The 17701-nt window shown below is 37.9% G+C and carries 15 protein-coding genes; 9 read left to right on the forward strand and 6 right to left on the reverse strand.

Annotated elements, in window-relative coordinates; genetic code table 11:
* Positions 1 to 48: 48 nt before the first annotated feature.
* From EAE89_RS10025 to EAE89_RS24370, 3 genes are read right to left on the reverse strand one after another with little or no spacing between them, the layout of a single operon-like run.
* Positions 49 to 681 carry an isochorismatase family protein gene (locus EAE89_RS10025; protein WP_054477316.1) on the reverse strand — a complete coding sequence of 211 codons (633 nt, stop codon included), beginning with the start codon at positions 679 to 681 and terminating at the stop codon, positions 49 to 51.
* 25 nt (positions 682 to 706) lie between these two features.
* A complete protein-coding gene (locus tag EAE89_RS10030) occupies positions 707 to 1492 on the reverse strand; it encodes an SDR family NAD(P)-dependent oxidoreductase (protein ID WP_054477318.1) in 786 nt (261 codons plus the stop codon).
* 20 nt (positions 1493 to 1512) lie between these two features.
* A complete protein-coding gene (locus EAE89_RS24370; protein WP_152911980.1) occupies positions 1513 to 1740 on the reverse strand; it encodes a 3-deoxy-7-phosphoheptulonate synthase in 228 nt (75 codons plus the stop codon).
* Positions 1741 to 2550: 810 nt separating this feature from the next.
* Between EAE89_RS24370 and EAE89_RS10040 the strand changes: the two genes are divergently transcribed.
* From EAE89_RS10040 to EAE89_RS10060, 5 genes are all read left to right on the forward strand, one after another.
* Positions 2551 to 4389, forward strand: a complete 1839-nt coding sequence (locus tag EAE89_RS10040; protein WP_054477319.1) for a non-ribosomal peptide synthetase — start codon at positions 2551 to 2553, stop codon at positions 4387 to 4389.
* Positions 4379 to 8773, forward strand: coding sequence for a non-ribosomal peptide synthetase family protein (locus tag EAE89_RS10045; RefSeq protein WP_214085746.1), 4395 nt, complete (start codon positions 4379 to 4381; stop codon positions 8771 to 8773). Before EAE89_RS10040 ends, EAE89_RS10045 begins: the two co-directional genes overlap by 11 nt.
* Before the next feature lie 9 nt (positions 8774 to 8782).
* Entirely contained in the window at positions 8783 to 9172 is a 390-nt protein-coding gene (locus EAE89_RS10050; RefSeq protein ID WP_054477322.1) for a nuclear transport factor 2 family protein, read from the forward strand.
* Between the two features lie 142 nt (positions 9173 to 9314).
* Entirely contained in the window at positions 9315 to 9785 is a 471-nt protein-coding gene (locus EAE89_RS10055; protein WP_054477324.1) for a MarR family winged helix-turn-helix transcriptional regulator, read from the forward strand.
* A 133-nt stretch (positions 9786 to 9918) separates the two neighbouring features.
* Positions 9919 to 10062: a hypothetical protein gene (locus EAE89_RS10060; RefSeq protein ID WP_161804217.1), complete on the forward strand. Its 144-nt coding sequence runs from the start codon at positions 9919 to 9921 to the stop codon at positions 10060 to 10062.
* Between the two features lie 381 nt (positions 10063 to 10443).
* Here the strand turns inward: EAE89_RS10060 and EAE89_RS23585 are convergent, their stop codons facing one another.
* From EAE89_RS23585 to EAE89_RS10075, 3 genes are all read right to left on the reverse strand, one after another.
* Positions 10444 to 10635 carry a hypothetical protein gene (locus tag EAE89_RS23585; protein ID WP_235525408.1) on the reverse strand — a complete coding sequence of 64 codons (192 nt, stop codon included), beginning with the start codon at positions 10633 to 10635 and terminating at the stop codon, positions 10444 to 10446.
* Positions 10632 to 10979: a hypothetical protein gene (locus EAE89_RS10070; RefSeq protein WP_262499888.1), complete on the reverse strand. Its 348-nt coding sequence runs from the start codon at positions 10977 to 10979 to the stop codon at positions 10632 to 10634. Before EAE89_RS10070 ends, EAE89_RS23585 begins: the two co-directional genes overlap by 4 nt.
* A gap of 578 nt (positions 10980 to 11557) precedes the next feature.
* The gene (locus EAE89_RS10075; RefSeq protein ID WP_054477328.1) at positions 11558 to 12196 is read right to left on the reverse strand and encodes a YtjB family periplasmic protein; all 639 of its coding nucleotides are present in this window, start codon (positions 12194 to 12196) and stop codon (positions 11558 to 11560) included.
* 116 nt (positions 12197 to 12312) lie between these two features.
* On the opposite strand from EAE89_RS10075, the gene serB reads away from it, so the two are divergent.
* The 4 genes from serB to EAE89_RS10095 all read left to right on the forward strand — a co-directional run bounded on the left by serB (position 12313) and on the right by EAE89_RS10095 (position 17498).
* Positions 12313 to 13290: a phosphoserine phosphatase gene (gene serB, locus EAE89_RS10080; protein WP_054477330.1), complete on the forward strand. Its 978-nt coding sequence runs from the start codon at positions 12313 to 12315 to the stop codon at positions 13288 to 13290.
* 24 nt (positions 13291 to 13314) lie between these two features.
* On the forward strand, positions 13315 to 14697 hold the full coding sequence (radA, locus tag EAE89_RS10085) for a DNA repair protein RadA (protein WP_054477331.1): 1383 nt from the start codon (positions 13315 to 13317) through the stop codon (positions 14695 to 14697).
* 12 nt (positions 14698 to 14709) lie between these two features.
* Entirely contained in the window at positions 14710 to 15957 is a 1248-nt protein-coding gene (gene nadR / locus EAE89_RS10090; RefSeq protein WP_054477332.1) for a multifunctional transcriptional regulator/nicotinamide-nucleotide adenylyltransferase/ribosylnicotinamide kinase NadR, read from the forward strand.
* Between the two features lie 758 nt (positions 15958 to 16715).
* Positions 16716 to 17498, forward strand: a complete 783-nt coding sequence (locus EAE89_RS10095) for an ABC transporter ATP-binding protein (RefSeq protein WP_235525409.1) — start codon at positions 16716 to 16718, stop codon at positions 17496 to 17498.
* Positions 17499 to 17701: the final 203 nt, after the last annotated feature.

A 17701-nucleotide genomic window follows, 5' to 3' on the forward strand; every position in this document is an offset into this window, starting at 1 on the left:
ATTTCCCCTTATAATCTGTTTTATCAGGATCTTTAGTCTCCCGATGTATTATTTTTTTAGATTTGCAATGATTTGCTCTGTTGATGCCACTACAGAGCATATTTCTGCCGCTATATTCAACGCTATGCGGTGTTTTTCCTCTGAAAAATCTGCCACAGCATCTGATACAAAAAAGGTCTCGATATCATGTGAGTAAGCATCAATAGCGGTGGCCAGACATCCTATATGTGCATACACACCACAAATGATCAGTTGATTGCGGTTCAAATCCCTTAAATGGTGTAGCAGATTAGATTTGACGAACGCACTGTAACGCCACTTAGTTAGTACAGTTTCATCTTTAATAGGGGTCAGGAGTGGAATAATTTCCCGATGTTCACCTTTTGCTTTCATGCCTTCACCCCAGATTATTTTTAATAATCCCCGTTGTTCTGGGGTCATACTACCGGGTTGAGCAGTATAAAATACAGGGATATTAAAATTTCTAGCAATACTTAATAGTGTATGGGTGTTTCTGATGACACTATTTATCGGACTGGCTTCGGTTTCAAAAAAATCCACAAAGTATTTTTGCATATCATGGATCAATAAAGCGGTGCGATGCCGATCTGGAAGCCAATTTGCTGCCGATTTGGGCAAATCTGTATATTTAGGTAATGGGTACGATAATATTTTTTCCATTTTGTATCTCTTTGTTTGCTATGTACTAACAGCTACCTAATGCAGCACCACCATCCACCAATAAAGTTGACAACGTAGTTTGACTTGATTCTTCACTTAGATAGAAACAAACAGCTGCGGCAATTTCATCTGATGTGGCAATCTTGCGTAGAGGGATACCGATACGAAATTGCTCTGGATTACCGTCCAATGTGCGACTTTTGTCATTTTCATTTTCCCACATACTGCGTAGCATTGGCGTATCTGTTGAACCAGGAGCCACAACATTACACCGGATTCCCAATGGAGCTACCTCTAACCCAAGTGCATATGTAAAGGCTTGGGCTGCCGCTTTTGAAGCACAATATGCTGCCATCGTTGCCCGAGGGACTCGTGCGGCATTTGAAGCAACAGTCACGATGCTACCTTTTTTTTGCTCCATCATATAACTGGCTGCAGCTTTACTGACGTTGAATACCCCCGTCGCATTAACAGCAACGATATGATTCCATGCATCAATATCTGTATTTTCAACAGAACCGTGATGTAATACACCAGCACCATTCACCAAATAGCCGATTGGTCCAAGTTGATTTCTGATCGCAAGAAATGTGCTACCAACTTGTTGAGGTTCGGTAACGTCCACAGAAAAACCGATAATTGGTTGAGAATATTCATGGCTGAGTTTGTTCACCAGAGATTGCAAAACATCAGCCTGTTTATCAATAAGTGCTAAGATTACTCCTTCCATCGCCAATCGTTTAGCGATGGCTTTTCCGATACCACCACATGCACCGGTAATAACTGCAACATACTTTTTGTCAAATGTCATAATGTTTCCTGATCAATTTTTCATAGTTTAATTAGTTCAATTGCCTGTATTTTATTTAATCGTGGGCCGCATATAATGTTTGATAATTCGGACTCTTTAGGTTTGAAGCCACAACCAAAATATTCGGCGATATCTTCAGCTAAAACAGGTTCCGGACTATTTATACAGTCGCCGCTCCATACTGGTAATGTTATATTTTGGTATTTTTCAAATGCATTAGAATGTGGTTTTGCATATTGACCCGCAATATACGACCAACTGTGATCACAGTTTTATTCAATAAAGTAGAAAAATTTCTGATAAATTATGTAAAAAATCGACTTTCGGAGTAACCGATTGTTGGTCACATGCAATAACTCGTTAAGCACAATCACTAATTTAAATTATTACCGCTTTATCTAACCAAAATTTTTCCAATTGTTTATAAATATACGTAAAATTTTTATGATTAATCAATGACGATAAATTTAATAGTTATTTTTTTATGAAATGGCATCAAGGTAGCTTTTTATCACTTGAATTGATCGTTATTTTTCCACTCATGCCATACAGTTGTTCTATATTAATAACTTTTATGAATATATAAATAATCACCGATTTGATGATATTAATCATCCATAACTTACCTATATCTTGTCAACCATTAAAATAAAATTATCATATAAAAAAATCATAATTAATTGATTTTAAACAATTTAAATTATAGGTGGGGGTGATGCTCAAAGAAGTATTATTTTATTTTTACACTTTCAGTACGTTAATTACTAACCTAATTACTTTAGTAGATGGTTTTTTATTTTGGAAATCATTTGACTGGTTTTAAGATTATATTGTAGACTTCGATTCATTAACACCTCAGACAATAGATAGAAACAAACCCAAATGAACATATATTGTTTAAATATATCTTTAAACAACTAAACTATTAGCTCTTAGGGTCTAATTCTCCGCCACCTATGGTGTAAATTGATGGTTTTAAGATACCCCCTACTCGTATCGGGGTATTTTATTATATCTTAGCTACTTTAATTCATATTAAGTATGAGAAGGATTCCTGCATGATTAAAAAACAGGTTAAACAATTGTGTACCATACCAAGTGTTTTGAGTGAAATAGTAAATAAATATCCTAATAAAATAGCGTTAATATTTCATTCGAAAAAATTATCGTATCGTGAACTTTGGGAACAATCAGCCCAAGTAGCATTTGTTTTACAAAAAATGGGGGTAAAAAAGGGAGATAAAGTAGCAATTAATATAACTCGTAGTCTTGAGTTATATCTGACGCTGATAGCAATAATAAGGTTAGGAGCTGTTATTGTTCCATTAAGTAATTCATTTAATAATATTTCAAAACAGTATATAGCAGATTGTATCAAAGCTGCTGACGTTAGTTTACTGATTTCAGATACTGATCACTTCGAGCCATCTGAATTTAAAAAAAATAGTTCAAAATTAAATTATCTAAAAATAAATTTCCTGTTTATTTCTGTAGAAAAACTTTTTTCTCAAGCCAGAGATTTAAATTGTATACCAATAAAATTTGAATCCATGTCCGAAATGTTAGTTGTGACAGACCCAGCCATGATATTGTTGACGTCAGGCTCAACAGGTAAACCTAAGAGTGTGATTATTCGCCATTGTGGTTTAACTCGTCTTGCAATCCCTATCAGCCAGTTAGGTAACACAGATAATGACCGTTATTTACAACTTGCAGAGCCGTCATTTGCTGCAAGTGCTAATGAAATTTGGATCAGTCTTCTGACCGGAGCCACACTAGTTATTTATCCAAAAGACGTCCCCGATTTAGAAGAACTAGATAACATCATTAGTCATCAGCATATTTCTATTCTTTTCTTATCTGGCGGACTATTCCGGTTATTTGTAGAAGTTTCTCCAGATACTTTACATAAACCTGATTGTGTCATTGTTTCAGGTGATTTTATTAACCCTAGGTTGTTTTCAACTGCAGCGAAAGCAGGTAAAGGGCGAATATTCAATGGAATGGGATGTACGGAAAATTCAGCTCTCACTTCTGTTTATCCGGTGTTACCCGGTGAAATATTTGATGCTAATTCTCCAGTTCCTATTGGTTGCCCATTACCTCTCGTCAATATGGTCGTCCTGGATGATAATTTAGAAATTTGTGCTCCGGATATACTTGGGGAACTTTACATCAGCGGTGCAGGGCTTGCGGTAGGATATTCAGATCCTGCATTAACCAATGAGTGTTTTGTCTGGTTGGATATTAATGGTAATCACGAGCGTTATTACCGTACTAATGATCAAGCTAAAAGAGATAAATCCGGTAATTTTACATTACTAGGACGCACCAACCACATGTGCAAAATTCGTGGTTTCAGGGTCGAAATCACCGGAGTGGAACATACGCTACGTTCGCATCCTCAAATAGAAGATGTCATTGTCACTATAGAGCAGACAGATAATGAACCCCTGTTACATGCCTGTTATCTGAATAAATCAGGCTCTCTATCCAACACCAATCTTCGCGAATTTATGAATTCAAGACTGCCATCATACATGGTTCCAGAACGGTTTACACAGGTTAATTCCTTGCCAATGAATAAAAATGGTAAACGCGACCGAAATAAAATGGCTCAGCTTATTGCTGATGGAATGCACAAACAACAAGATGATAACGTAGAATCAAAAATTCTCTCAATATGGGAGGAGATAACGGGTTATAAGAATCTTGATCCAGCAACTTCGTTTTGGGAACAGGGGATAAATTCTCTTCATCTAATCAAATTAGCCTCTCTTGTCAGTAAAACACTTGGTATTCATGTTTCATCTGCCGATGTGTTTTCAGTGGATAGTGTCAAAAAATTAGCAGCTAAGTTTGGGAAAAACGACTTGGAGAGAAAAAATGGGCAATGAATCATTGAACAAATCAGTAAAGGATACATGGGATAACAGAACATATATACCCAGTACACAAGGGCAAAAAGGGTTATGGTTACTTGATCAGGTGCTGAGTCAACCTGAAAGCTACAATATCCCATTACTTATAGAAGTGGGGACTCAGTTAGATCATAGTTTACTGGAAAAGGCTGTTACTCAATTTGCTGAAGTCACTCCTGTTTTACGCACACACTTTACATTTCATCAAGATCAGCTTTATCAAGTTATAGAACAACCCTATTATATTCATATTATGCACAAAGCTATCACTGAGGCGAATCATCCAGAAAAAATTATTCAACAAATGGCGTCAAAACGATATGATTTGGCAAAAGGACCGTTATTCGATATCTGTTTGATAACAGGGGAATTAAAACGATGTTGGTTGGCGTGTTGTTTTCATCATATTATCGTTGATGCGCCATCAGTGACTATTTTTATAAAGAATATTCTCGAATGTTATGCTCATTTAGTTGAAAATAGAGAGTTTAATTATCTGAAAATCAGTGCTGATTATTTGGAGTTCACTCAATGGCAAAAAGAGCAATTAGATAAACCTGAAATTTCCACCATGAAAGACTATTGGAAGGAGGTACTTACTCCGTACCCTTCTATGATAGATCTCCCAACTGATTACCCCAGAAAGGAGTGCAAAGGAACCAAAGCAGGTTATCGGAATTTGCAACTTAGCCATGATGACGCATTGAAAATATCTCAGCAGGCAAAAAATCTTGCAATGACTCCTTTCATGTATATGACCATGTGCTGGCAGTTTTTGCTGTATCGTTTATCTGGTCAAAAAGATATCACAATTGGTATCCCTTTTACGCTAAGGGATAACAGTGAATTTGAAGAAACTGTGGGATATTTAGTTAATACTTTACCATTTAGATCTCATTTAGATTCAAGTAGTACAGTGAATCAGTTTGCAGTATCAGTCCGTAATTGCTTTATTCAGGCACACTTTAATAAGCAATTACCGTTTACTGAGATTGTTGCAAATACAGGCCAGAACTTTGGCTTAGATAACCCCGTGTTTCAAACATTACTGGTCAATCTCGATACTATCAATGGTGCATTACAGGATTTCCCTTACTCAATAAAGGTCACCGAGCAGTATATTCAATCCGCTAAATATGATTTAACCCTATTTGTTGAAACGGGTATATCTCATCAGTTAATTATGGAATTTAATGCCGAACTATTTAGAGGCAACACCATCCAATATTGGCTGGAGCTATATAGACAAACAGTTTTATATATGGGAGAGTGGGGTGAAAAGACTTTAGGTGAAGTTGAAATACTCACTCAAGATGAACAACTATACATCGTAAATCGTTCAAGTACTCCATTAGTTGATATGAACAACCCATATTTTATTGGTGAGATAGAGGAATATGCAAAAATTCATTCGAACAGTATTGCATTAATAACACGTCACGGTCACTGGACTTATGGATGGTTAGATCATCGCGCCAACCAGTTAGCTGAATTCATGTATGCAAATCATACAATCAGTGTGGGTTCACGAGTAGGTTTATTGCTAAACCGAAATGAAGATTCTATTGCCGCTTTGCTAGCCGTTTTGAAAACAGGTGCATCTTATGTTCCCATTGACCCCAATTATCCCCAAGAACGTGTTGAATATATGCTCCGGGACGCAGCGGTGGATTGCATCATAACCACAAGTGAGTTTGTCACGACATTATCTGCGACCATTCATAAAATTGTGTTATTAGATGAAACGGTATTTATACGGGATGTTAACTGGCAATCAGTGCAACGGAAGCCAGAAGATGAGTTATATGTCATCTACACTTCCGGTTCAACAGGACAACCCAAAGGAGTGCGTTTACTAAATAAGACACTGTCCAATCTTCTTACATGGCAAAAAGAGATCACTATTTGCGTTGAAGGTGATTGCACACTTCATTATATGTCTTTATCTTTTGATGTTTCTGTACAGGAAATATTTGGCACTTTATGTACTGGTGGAAAATTATATATTGCAGATGAAGACGAACGTAAGGATCTACATCATTTACAAAGTATCATTGAGTTAAACGAGATCCGCCGGGCATATTTTCCCTATGTGGCACTTCAACATTTGGCTCAATTAACAGCCACGAATAAAGCTCAACTATCAATGCTTGATGAAGTTTACTCAACAGGTGAACAGCTGGTTCTTACTTCTGATATTAAACATATGTTTAGTACCAACCGAAGACTGATTAACCTTTATGGTCCTTCAGAAAGTCATGTTTGTTCTGCTTATGTCATGCCGGCAGATATATCTTCGTGGGGAGACAGCGCATCAATAGGGTATCCACTACCCGGATTTACAATGCTTATATTAGATGAACACAGACGTATAGTTCCAGCTGGTGTCGCAGGTGAACTTTGGATTATCAGTGATTTTCTTTCTCCAGGTTATCACAACAAAGATCATGAAACTCAAGCACGATTTTTAACCGGAAACTGGCTAGGTACACTGAGCCAACATGCTTATAAATCTGGTGATCTAATAAAACTAAAATCCGATAACTCATTTACATATCTTGGTCGTTTGGATAACCAGTTAAAAATCCGAGGATTCCGCATTGAACCATCAGGAATAGAAGCAGTTATCAATTCATTGGATGGTGTAAAAGTATCTGCAGTCATTGGAAAGGAAATATCAGCAGGTAACAAAATGCTGGTGGCTTTCATAATCACAACTGAGCCATTAGAACGCGTTGAATTGTTAACTAGGTTACGCAGCTATCTACCAGATTATATGGTTCCAAATGAGTTCATATTTTTGTCTGATCTTCCAACTACTCCCAGTGGTAAAATTGATCGAAAAGCACTGCATCACATTGAAATAACTAAAATGTCAGATGATGTTGAAAAAAACGACATTGAAGAGGTTTTGACTTCAACTGAACAAACAGTAAAATTACTCTGGCAAAAAATTTTTCCGAATCGAGCGATTAACCTAGGAGATAATTTTTTCAATATCGGAGGGCATTCGTTGTTAGCAACACAGCTAGTATATTTACTGCGCAAAGAATTTAATGTCGATTTCCCGATTAAATCACTATTTAATGCTGCTACTTTGCGTGAGATGGCTGATTCGGTTGAGATGTATCTGAATAACGACAAAAAATCAGATGATGAAATAAAGAATACATTTATTAACGATGCTTTCATCCAGCATGATTGGACGTATACGCTCCAATTAAATCCATCAATGAGTAGTGATGTATTACTCACAGGTGCTACCGGTTTTTTAGGTATCTATCTGCTTCGGGCTTTACTGCAACAAATTACGGGTAGAGTCATTTGTTTAGTCAGGGCCACAAATAACAATGCCGGATTGAGCCGTATAATAAAAAATGCTCATTGCTATGGCATCGATCATAACATTGATTTTTCACGTGTTGAAATTGTGGTGGGGGATATTGCCAAAGCGAAATTTGATCTAACAGAGGCAGAATACCAATCATTATCAGAAAGAGTATCTAAAATATATCACGCAGCTGCCCATATTAATTTTGTTCTCCCATACAGTTCTGTTAAGGGAGCGAATGTTGATGGTATCGTGGAAGTCATTAATTTTTGCTGTCACCATGAGCGTAAGAAGCTGGAGTATATTTCTACTATTGCCGTCTTTGCACCGGACTATCCCAAACAGCCAATAACAGAAGATAGTCTCCCTGACTATCCGAACTCACTATCTATCGGTTATACCCAAAGTAAATGGGTGGCTGAACAGTATGTACAGCAGGCCCGATATCAAGGTGTTGATATCAATATTTATCGGATAGGGCGTATATCAGGTGACAGTGTGACCGGTGCATGTCAAGAAGATGATTTTTTATGGCTACAAATTAAAAGCTTTATCCAAATGGGAATTGCACCATACCCTGAATTGCTAACTACTGATCTATTGCCAGTTGATTTCGTCAGTCAGGCCATTGTGGCATTATCAGCCTCTAATAAGATACATGAGCATCAAAACTTCCATTTATTTCATCCGAAAGGCACAGATTTTACCCCAGCATATTTGGCTATTACACAAACAGAGTATGACATCACAACGGTTTCTGAATCAGCATGGTTAGAAAAACTCGAACAGATGGTTGTCAATGGCGATGACGTGGCTCTGGGGTCACTGATCCACCTTTTTAAAGAAAATGCTTTGAATATTGGTAATAGTACCTATAACAATCGAAGTACACGCGAAGCCATTAAAGTCCTGGGTCTCGATTTTCCAGATATTAATGTAAAAACTTTCTCAAAACTAATTTCTTATTTTATGAATAAAGAAATCATACGGTCATATAACCCTGAAAGCAAACAATATGTAAGACACTAAGGAGAAATGATGTTTAAAGTTGTGTTCGATAAATATATAGAAGCAGTTTTGGAAAAATCACCAACAAAACTTGCTGCTCTATTTTGTAACGATGGCATTCTGAGGTTACCATTTCGCACCAGTCGCGATGCAATTGAGAGCCAGTCACAGATACTTGAGCATTATTCAGCAAGTTTTGGTCAGGCACCTCTGGTTTTTACTTCTGTTCAGGATGTAGAACTGTACTCTACAGATAATCCTGATATTTTTATCGTTGAATATCGACTAAATGGTAAGACCTTGCCAGATAAAAAAGATTTTTATTGTTTATATATTAATGTATTTAAATTGAACAACGGTAGAATCAAAGAATTACATGACTATGAGGATGTTCTTAATCGAGCAGCCATTTTCTCTTAATTTTGGCTGTTTTTAATTGTAAATTAAGTAAATATTTATAAGCCTGTTCTATAAAAAATCACTTTTCTTTGTAAATTTTTATTTATGGGACAGGCAGTTAACTCGATTTCTTATTCAATATTCAGGTTATAAAAGAGCCCACATGACAACAGATAATCAAGATACTTGTGATACTACCATAACACCTTTTGAAGATGCATTGAGCAGGCTTCAGTGTGTCCTTGTTGCAAGAAGGACCATCACAAACCCAGAGGGTATTTCATGGGCAGAATATGATACTTTACATTTACTTCGACAATATCAATCTATGAATCCTACTGCGATTGGCGAAAAACTCGGCTTTACTCGCTCTAAAATGTCTAAAGTTCTGAGATTGCTAAAAAATAACGAATTTATTAAACAAGAAACAGGAAAAAACGATAAACGCGAGTTGGTCACTAAATTGAGTCCAAAGGGGCTAATGTTTTTGCAGCGAGTCGAGTCCAACAGACACAATATGGCTGATATTGTGGCATCTAATATGTCCCAAGGTGAAATAGCCATATTTACAGAACTTTGTCATCGTGCCGCAGATCTTTTATATGCACAAACACTAATTAATGATGAGGATTAAATATTATGAAGATGAAATCACGCTTCACAAAAACTAAAACTGAATTAACATATTAAGTGCAGCAGGTATGATAGATGTTGGGGTTTGAGTTGAGTCGCAACTGTCTTACACAATATTTTTATGATGTAATTTTATGGTACTCCTCATCCTATTCCTCGTTCTTTTTGACCATTGCATCCCGCGTAGTTTCATTATGGCTGACGCCGTCGCCGCTTTCACGGCCTTTGCTATGGTTGATGTTAACAGAGAGGTTAAGGCCAGTGGTAATGTGGCATGACTTTACACTTGAGAACTTCCCCCCTACTTGTTGGGTGTCTAACTTTCGGGGTGCAGTTCACAGTGGTCAGGATTTACAGTTAATCAAAAGTTCAATGAATAAGCTTTAATAAAATCATTGTATGTTTCATGCAGATGATAAAAATTTGCGTCAGACTCAGTTTTTAATCCCTGATACCTTTCTATCAATTTATCAAAAAGCTCCTCAGGAACAGGATATGGTTTCGGATCGTTTTTTGCGCAATAAAAGTAGAACAATGCTTTTTCCAATTCAGGAATAGATAGTTTTTCAGTTTTATTGAGCAAATAGCTCAAAGCCTCAAACCAATTAGATTCCGATAAAATCAAAAAATCCAAAGCAGTAGATTTGACAGAATTATTATCAAAAAGATCCGAATTTAAGATTTTTTTTACAAAAAGCCAAACAACATTCAGAATCTTTCAATAAAAGTTCTCCTAAATAATCTATCGCATCATCAGAAGGATCTTCGTATGAATCCGCATTTACATAGCCATTTTCAAGATAACTATCTAATCCTGAAATCGACTCAATAAACTCTATTCTTTCTGTCATTTGAAAGTTCCTGTTTGAACAGTGGCTAATCTCTTCGAACCATTAGGCAGGATTGTCCAAGTTGCATACACTCTAACCGAACCATTATTTCCTGAAACAACAACTGATGTTTTCCGGTTTTCAGGTGTAACATCTTTTGCTGAATCCAATAGCTTACTTATTATCATATTATTATTAACTTTAGTATCAGGAAGACCTGCATTATTTAGTTGTTGATACTGGCTGACCATGTTGCCGTTTGTATTATCAACGGTTCCTGTTGATGTCATATTGAGCTGCTTATCGGCGATAACTCTTCCCTGTTGGTTATCGATGGTGTCTGCGGTTATTGTCAACTCTCCCAAGCTTGAGATGCCCTGTGCAGGTTGGTTGTTGCGGTTGGTTATTTTGCCTTGCTTCCCATCTAGAGTCAGGTTTTTATCCGCATGTATCCAGCCAGCTTCATTATGTGAATTTACGTAGTGATATGATTGAGAAATATGGCTTATTTTAAATTTTCAATAAAAACAACTGGATATGTTTTTTTGAAAAATAAACAAGAATATAAAATGATTTATTAATTAATGAGTTATATGGCTGGTGTCAGGTATTTTTGATTTAATTCTATATATTGATAAACATGTAATATATATCACTAGGAATATTATTATGTAATTGTTTTTGAGGTGACATTTGAAATTATTATCTTAGGTATTAAATGAATGAGGAATGTTGTTTTCTCTGGTTAGATTGATTATTTCTTAATTCATTGTTGGGTGTTTTTTTCAGCGAGTATGCGAATGGGCCAAATTATTGCTGATTAAGAAGTAATGGTATTCATTCTCATTTCGTTTATAGCGACTTTTGGGTTTATTCACTACCTTGGTGATTGTCGGAATTAATCACCAAGGTGAAATAATGATTCAACAAGAAAGTTTTTACCTTATTTCTCTTCTTCTTCACTTGATTTGCTGTTGGCTGTCAGCAAATAAGGCGATTGCTGCCAGCGGCTTGGTGTTAATTGCAACAAATTATGTGCCAGAATAAAACCAATTGCCAAAGCCAGTAGGATCATGATCCTGAGCAGATTGGTGGTGTTGTCTACCTGTTTGGATTCTGTTGCCAGTTTGTGGGTATCCAGTGTCAGGCGCAGAAAACCGTTTGGTTCATCTTTTCCTGGAATGGGAACGACTATCTGGTGGTTAAAATAACTTCCTGCTTTTTTACCACCCAGCGATAAACGATCGCGTACTGGCACACTTTCACCACTATGTGCAACTTGTGTTCCATTTTTAAGGTAAACGCTCGCATCAAGTATGCGGCTGTTTTTGGTCAGATGATTCAAATTAGCCAGTATCTGTTCATTATTAAGATCTTTGCTGCCACTCTCCATATAATCGGATAAGCTGAATGCGACTTGTTTTGCTAGGGTTTTGGCCAATTCCTCAAACTGATCTATCTGGGCTTGTTGGTGAGAACGGCTAAAATAAGAAACGCCCTGCATTAGAAATACTAATAAGGCAATACAGATCAATATAATAGCTGTTTTATGCAGTCGGAATTTTAATTTAGCTTTGATCATAGTTATCTCCTCCTGGCTGTGGTTAATTCAATGTTGCCAGATGCGATACAGAGAGGATAGTTTGAAATGCCATTTTTTGCAGTCAGAGCTATGTAGGATTACAGGAGTAGGGATTAATGTCTAATAACCTAGCTTATCGTTATTTGCCGGAAGAGGTCCATAAGTGGCCGGGATTACCACTTTCATTAAGTGGTGAAGAAGTTATGCCATTGGATTACCGGGCTGGTGACAGTGGTTGGTTGATATATGGTCGTGGTTTAGATAAACAACGTATTAGTAACTTTCAGCATCGGCTTGGTGCGGCAATTGTTATTGTCTCTTCATGGCGTATTGATGATTATCAGGTAGTGCGTATTGCTGGAAGTCTGACGCCGCGTATTAAAAGACTTGCTGATGAGTGTCGGCTGGATGTTGTTCCTTTGGGGCAGATTCCACGGTTGCGTTCGCCAGGTTTGTTGGTCATGGATATGGATTCAACGGCAATTCAAATTGAGTGTATTGATGAAATAGCTCGTTTGGCAGGCGTAGGTGACAAGGTGGCCGAAATTACTGAGCGGGCAATGCAAGGCGAGTTAGATTTTTCTGAGAGTCTGCGGGAGCGGGTTTCTCAGCTTGCAGGAGCTGATGCTGATATTCTGCGGCAGGTTGTAGAAGATTTACCACTTATGCCAGGGTTGACCAGTCTGGTGCGTAAGTTGCAGTCCTTTGATTGGCATGTGGCAATCGCGTCAGGGGGATTCACCTATTTTGCGGATCACCTGCGCCAGAATTTACGTTTGGTTGCTGCGGTAGCAAATCAGTTAGAAGTAAAAAATAGCAAGTTGACAGGTAAGGTTAAAGGGCCAGTTGTTGATGCCAAATATAAGGCTGCCACATTGGTGAGATTGGCGAAAAAACTGAATATCCCATTGGAACAAACTGTGGCTATTGGTGATGGTGCTAATGATTTAAAAATGATCCGTAAAGCGGGACTGGGTATTGCTTATCATGCGAAACCAAAGGTTTATGCTCAGTCGAAGGTGACAATTCGGCATGCTGATCTGATGGGGGTATTGTGTGTGTTAAGTGGTGGTCTTAAACACGAAGAACGTTAATGAAGTTGTTTTAGGGAGTGCAGAGTGGCGAAAGCAGCAAAACGAGCGTTTGTCTGTAATGAGTGTGGGGCAGATTACCCGCGCTGGCAGGGTCAATGTAGTGCATGTCATGCTTGGAATACTATTACTGAGATGCGTTTAGCCGCTGCATCTTCCTCTCGTAGTGACAGATTCAGTGGTTATGCGGGAGATGGGGGTGTTAGCAGGGTTCAGAAATTATCAGAGATTAGTCTGGAAGAACTTCCTCGTTTTTCCACTGGATTCAAAGAATTTGACCGGGTTCTGGGCGGTGGTGTTGTACCTGGTAGTGCCATTCTGATTGGTGGTAACCCAGGAGCCGGAAAAAGTACCTTACTGTTGCAGACGATGTGTCAGTTATCCACGCAAATGAAAATGTTATACGTCACTGGAGAGGAGTCGTTACAACAGGTTGCTATGCGTGCTCACCGCTTGGGGTTGCCGGTTGATAATCTGAATATGTTGTCAGAAACCAGCATTGAGCAGATTTGCTTGATTGCAGAGCAGGAACAGCCAAAACTGATGGTGATTGACTCCATTCAGGTGATGCATATGGCGGATATTCAATCCTCTCCTGGGAGTGTTGCTCAGGTCAGGGAAACCGCTGCTTATCTTACTCGGTTTGCTAAAACCCGTGGTGTTGCCATTGTTATGGTGGGTCATGTAACTAAAGATGGTTCGCTGGCCGGCCCGAAAGTATTGGAACACTGTATTGACTGTTCAGTAATGCTTGATGGTGAGGCTGATTCTCGTTTCCGTACTTTACGCAGCCATAAAAATCGGTTTGGTGCTGTCAATGAGCTGGGAGTATTTGCTATGACAGAGCAGGGGTTGCGCGAAGTGAGTAACCCGTCAGCGATTTTCCTTAGCCGTGGTGATGAAGTGACGGCTGGCAGTTCGGTCATGGTGGTATGGGAAGGTACCCGTCCTTTATTGGTGGAAATTCAGGCGCTGGTGGATCATTCGATGATGAATAATCCACGCCGTGTGGCTGTTGGTTTAGAGCAAAACCGGTTGGCTATCCTACTGGCGGTTCTTCATCGTCATGGTGGTTTGCAAATGTCCGATCAGGATGTGTTTGTCAATGTGGTCGGTGGCGTTAAGGTAGCGGAAACCAGTGCAGACCTCGCTTTACTTCTCTCTTTAGTTTCCAGTTTTCGGGATCGGCCTTTACCCCGTGATTTGGTTGTATTTGGTGAGGTGGGGCTGGCCGGTGAAATCCGTCCTGTACCGAGTGGGCAGGAACGGATATCGGAAGCGGCTAAACATGGTTTTAAACGGGCGATAGTCCCTTATGCCAATATGCCGAAAAAAGAGCTGCCAGGGATGAAAGTTTTTGGTGTGAGAAAGCTGGCAGATGCTTTATCTGTTATGGAAGATCTTGATTAAACTGGGGGAGATATGGGTCAATTTGACTACCTTAAAAAAGCGATTAAACAAACGGGTTGTACGTTGCAACAGGTTGCCGATGCAAGCGGTATGACTAAAGGTTATCTCAGCCAGTTAATTAATGACAAAATCAAAAGCCCGAGTGCCAAAAAATTGGCTTCTCTCCATAACTATCTGGGGTTGCAATATCCTGTGCAGAATAAAACAGTTGGCGTGATATTTGGTAAGTTTTATCCATTGCATACCGGGCATATTTATCTCATTCAACGGGCTTGTAGTCAGGTCGATGAATTACATATCATCCTTTGTCATGATGAACCGAGGGATAAAGAGCTGTTTGTGAATAGCTCCATGTCGCAGCAACCTACTGTTAGTGATCGTCTGCGTTGGTTACTTCAGACATTTAAATATCAGAAAAATATTCATATTCATTCTTTTGATGAACAGGGAATTGAGCCATATCCACATGGTTGGGATGTGTGGAGTAAAGGCATGAAAGCCTTTATGTCAAAGGAGGGGATTAATCCAAGTTATATCTATTCCAGTGAAACTCAGGATGCTCCCCGTTATAAAGAACAATTGGGAATTGAAACTATTCTTATCGATCCACAACGATCATTTATGAAGATCTGTGGTCGACAGATTCGCCAAGACCCATTCCGTCATTGGGAATATATTCCTACAGAAGTAAAACCTTTCTTTGTCCGTACAGTAGCTATTCTTGGTGGAGAATCTAGTGGTAAATCCACGTTGGTTAACAAATTGGCAAATATTTTTAATACTACCAGTGCTTGGGAGTATGGTCGTGATTATGTTTTCTCTCATCTGGGAGGTGATGAGATGGCGTTACAATATTCAGACTATGACAAAATCGCATTGGGTCAAGCACAGTATATTGATTTTGCAGTAAAATATGCGAATAAGGTTACATTTGTAGATACTGATTTCGTGACTACCCAAGCATTCTGCAAGCGATATGAAGGGCGTGAGCATCCGTTTGTTCAGGCATTGATTGATGAATACCGATTTGATTTAGTCATTCTACTAGAAAATAATACCCCTTGGGTTGCTGATGGTTTGCGTAGCCTCGGTAGCGATCAGGATCGTAAAGCGTTCCAGCAATTGTTGGAGGATATTCTAAAAGACAATAATACTGAATATGTTAAGGTGGATTCACCAGATTATGACCAACGTTTCTTGCGTTGTATTGACCTTATTCAGCAACTTTTAGCTGTTAACCCTAAGCCGAACATCAGTTGAATCGTTTATACCCTTCATCTTTCAAGCTGCTGCTTTGTTGGCTGCGTTCACGTACCCCGGTCACAGAGTTCTCTATGCTCCCGGGGATTCGCTCCCTTGCCGTCGCGATCCATCTTGAGATCTATTGGGTATAATTAGATTCATATATAATATTTTATATGATAAACTAATAAATATATTAAATATATGTCTGACTGCGATGTGAGTTGTGGTTGGATATTCTTACTTCTTATAAGTAATAAAATATATAATAGCTATTAATATTTTTGATACTTCTATTGATTATTTATTTCTTGAATAAAAACAAAATTAATAATTAAATACTTCCCTGTTGATTTATAAATAAATTTTTTGGCTTTGTGGTTTATTTGAAAATAAGATAAGGTTGATTTTTATATTAAATATTTTAATGTTTGATGTGTCTTTGTTATTACGGAAATTAAATATTAACTTTAACCTGTTGTTATGATATTAGGGTGTTTTTATCTATAAAAAATTATTTATCTGATGTTATTTTTGTATTTGAACTAACCAAATAATGCTCTGCTGTTAATGAATTTTTGATAGGAATGGGTTGATCTTGTTTAGTGAAATTTTGATTTTAGCATACAGGTAGCCATTTGAAATAGTCACTGGTAGAAATATTGATATACTTTTAATTAAGATATTTCTTATATGATTTCCCTTCGTTTGTGTAATCTTATAATGATGAATATCTGTATTTTTACGGATTGTTCTGGCTGTAAGTGTTACCGATAATGCCAGATTTCTTACACTATTATGCTGAGATAATGAATTTGAATCAAATCGCTACGATTGAAGCCATTGACATTTCATATGGTTTTTCAAACAGTCAAACTAACCAAAAAATGATTTCGGACATCAATCTTTCTATTTTTCCAGGTGAATTTACTTTGATTACTGGGGATCTCTGTTCAGGAAAAAGTACTTTGCTGGCAATGACTTCTGGGTTGTTGCGTCTCGACAGCGGAAAAATATTAATTGCTGATCACGAATTGGGTAAACTGAATCACTGTGAATTAGATAGATTTCATTCGATAAATTGTGGTTTTATTTTTCAAAGAATTAATTTATCTAATGAACTCACAGCATTGGATAATTTGCTATTATCCCTGTCCTGTGGAATCACTGCTTCTCATCAGGAATCGATAGCTAGGGCAACTAAGGCACTCAATACTGTTGGTCTGAAACATAAGAAAGATATATATCCCAGGGAATTATGTGATAGTGAAAAACAACGCGTAGCAATAGCCAGAGCAATTGTGAATAGTCCCCGGTATTTGTTTGCTGACGAGCCAACTTGTTATCTTGATAAATATGACTGTCAGACAGCCATTGATATCTTAAGATTTATTGCTCATCATCAAAGGGGAACGGTTGTTGTAGCTTCACAGGATAATAGGCTTATTAGACATGCAGATCGTATTATTACGCTGAAAGAAGGGAAAATTATCCATGATACGCATCTTACATATAGCATTGTGAATAAGACTATGAGTTTATATGAGGATAATAATTAGAGGAAAACGGCCTGTTGTCAGGCCGTTCTTAATATGATTATTTGCTAATTCTCTTATACTTAATGCGATGTGGTTCTAGGCTGTGTCCCTTAATATCAATTAATAGTATTATTATCTGATTGATTTCGATGCAGGAACAAAATAGTGGCACGTTACGACATTTCTGATGATGCTTGGATATTGATAGAATCTTGTTTGCCCCC

The sequence above is a fragment of the Photorhabdus heterorhabditis genome (assembly GCF_018448905.1).
GTDB classification, from domain to species: domain Bacteria; phylum Pseudomonadota; class Gammaproteobacteria; order Enterobacterales; family Enterobacteriaceae; genus Photorhabdus; species Photorhabdus heterorhabditis.

Bases quoted from the DNA above. Each gene is read 5' to 3' on its own strand.
- EAE89_RS10075 (WP_054477328.1), bottom strand. From the start codon at position 12,196: ATGATCAAAGCTAAATTAAAATTCCGACTGCATAAAACAGCTATTATA.
- nadR (WP_054477332.1), top strand. From the start codon at position 14,710: ATGGGTCAATTTGACTACCTTAAAAAAGCGATTAAACAAACGGGTTGT.
- EAE89_RS10030 (WP_054477318.1), bottom strand. From the start codon at position 1,492: ATGACATTTGACAAAAAGTATGTTGCAGTTATTACCGGTGCATGTGGT.
- EAE89_RS10045 (WP_214085746.1), top strand. From the start codon at position 4,379: ATGGGCAATGAATCATTGAACAAATCAGTAAAGGATACATGGGATAAC.
- serB (WP_054477330.1), top strand. From the start codon at position 12,313: ATGTCTAATAACCTAGCTTATCGTTATTTGCCGGAAGAGGTCCATAAG.
- EAE89_RS10040 (WP_054477319.1), top strand. From the start codon at position 2,551: ATGATTAAAAAACAGGTTAAACAATTGTGTACCATACCAAGTGTTTTG.
- EAE89_RS10025 (WP_054477316.1), bottom strand. From the start codon at position 681: ATGGAAAAAATATTATCGTACCCATTACCTAAATATACAGATTTGCCC.
- EAE89_RS10055 (WP_054477324.1), top strand. From the start codon at position 9,315: ATGACAACAGATAATCAAGATACTTGTGATACTACCATAACACCTTTT.
- EAE89_RS23585 (WP_235525408.1), bottom strand. From the start codon at position 10,635: ATGACAGAAAGAATAGAGTTTATTGAGTCGATTTCAGGATTAGATAGT.
- EAE89_RS10060 (WP_161804217.1), top strand. From the start codon at position 9,919: ATGGTACTCCTCATCCTATTCCTCGTTCTTTTTGACCATTGCATCCCG.
- EAE89_RS10095 (WP_235525409.1), top strand. From the start codon at position 16,716: ATGCCAGATTTCTTACACTATTATGCTGAGATAATGAATTTGAATCAA.
- EAE89_RS10050 (WP_054477322.1), top strand. From the start codon at position 8,783: ATGTTTAAAGTTGTGTTCGATAAATATATAGAAGCAGTTTTGGAAAAA.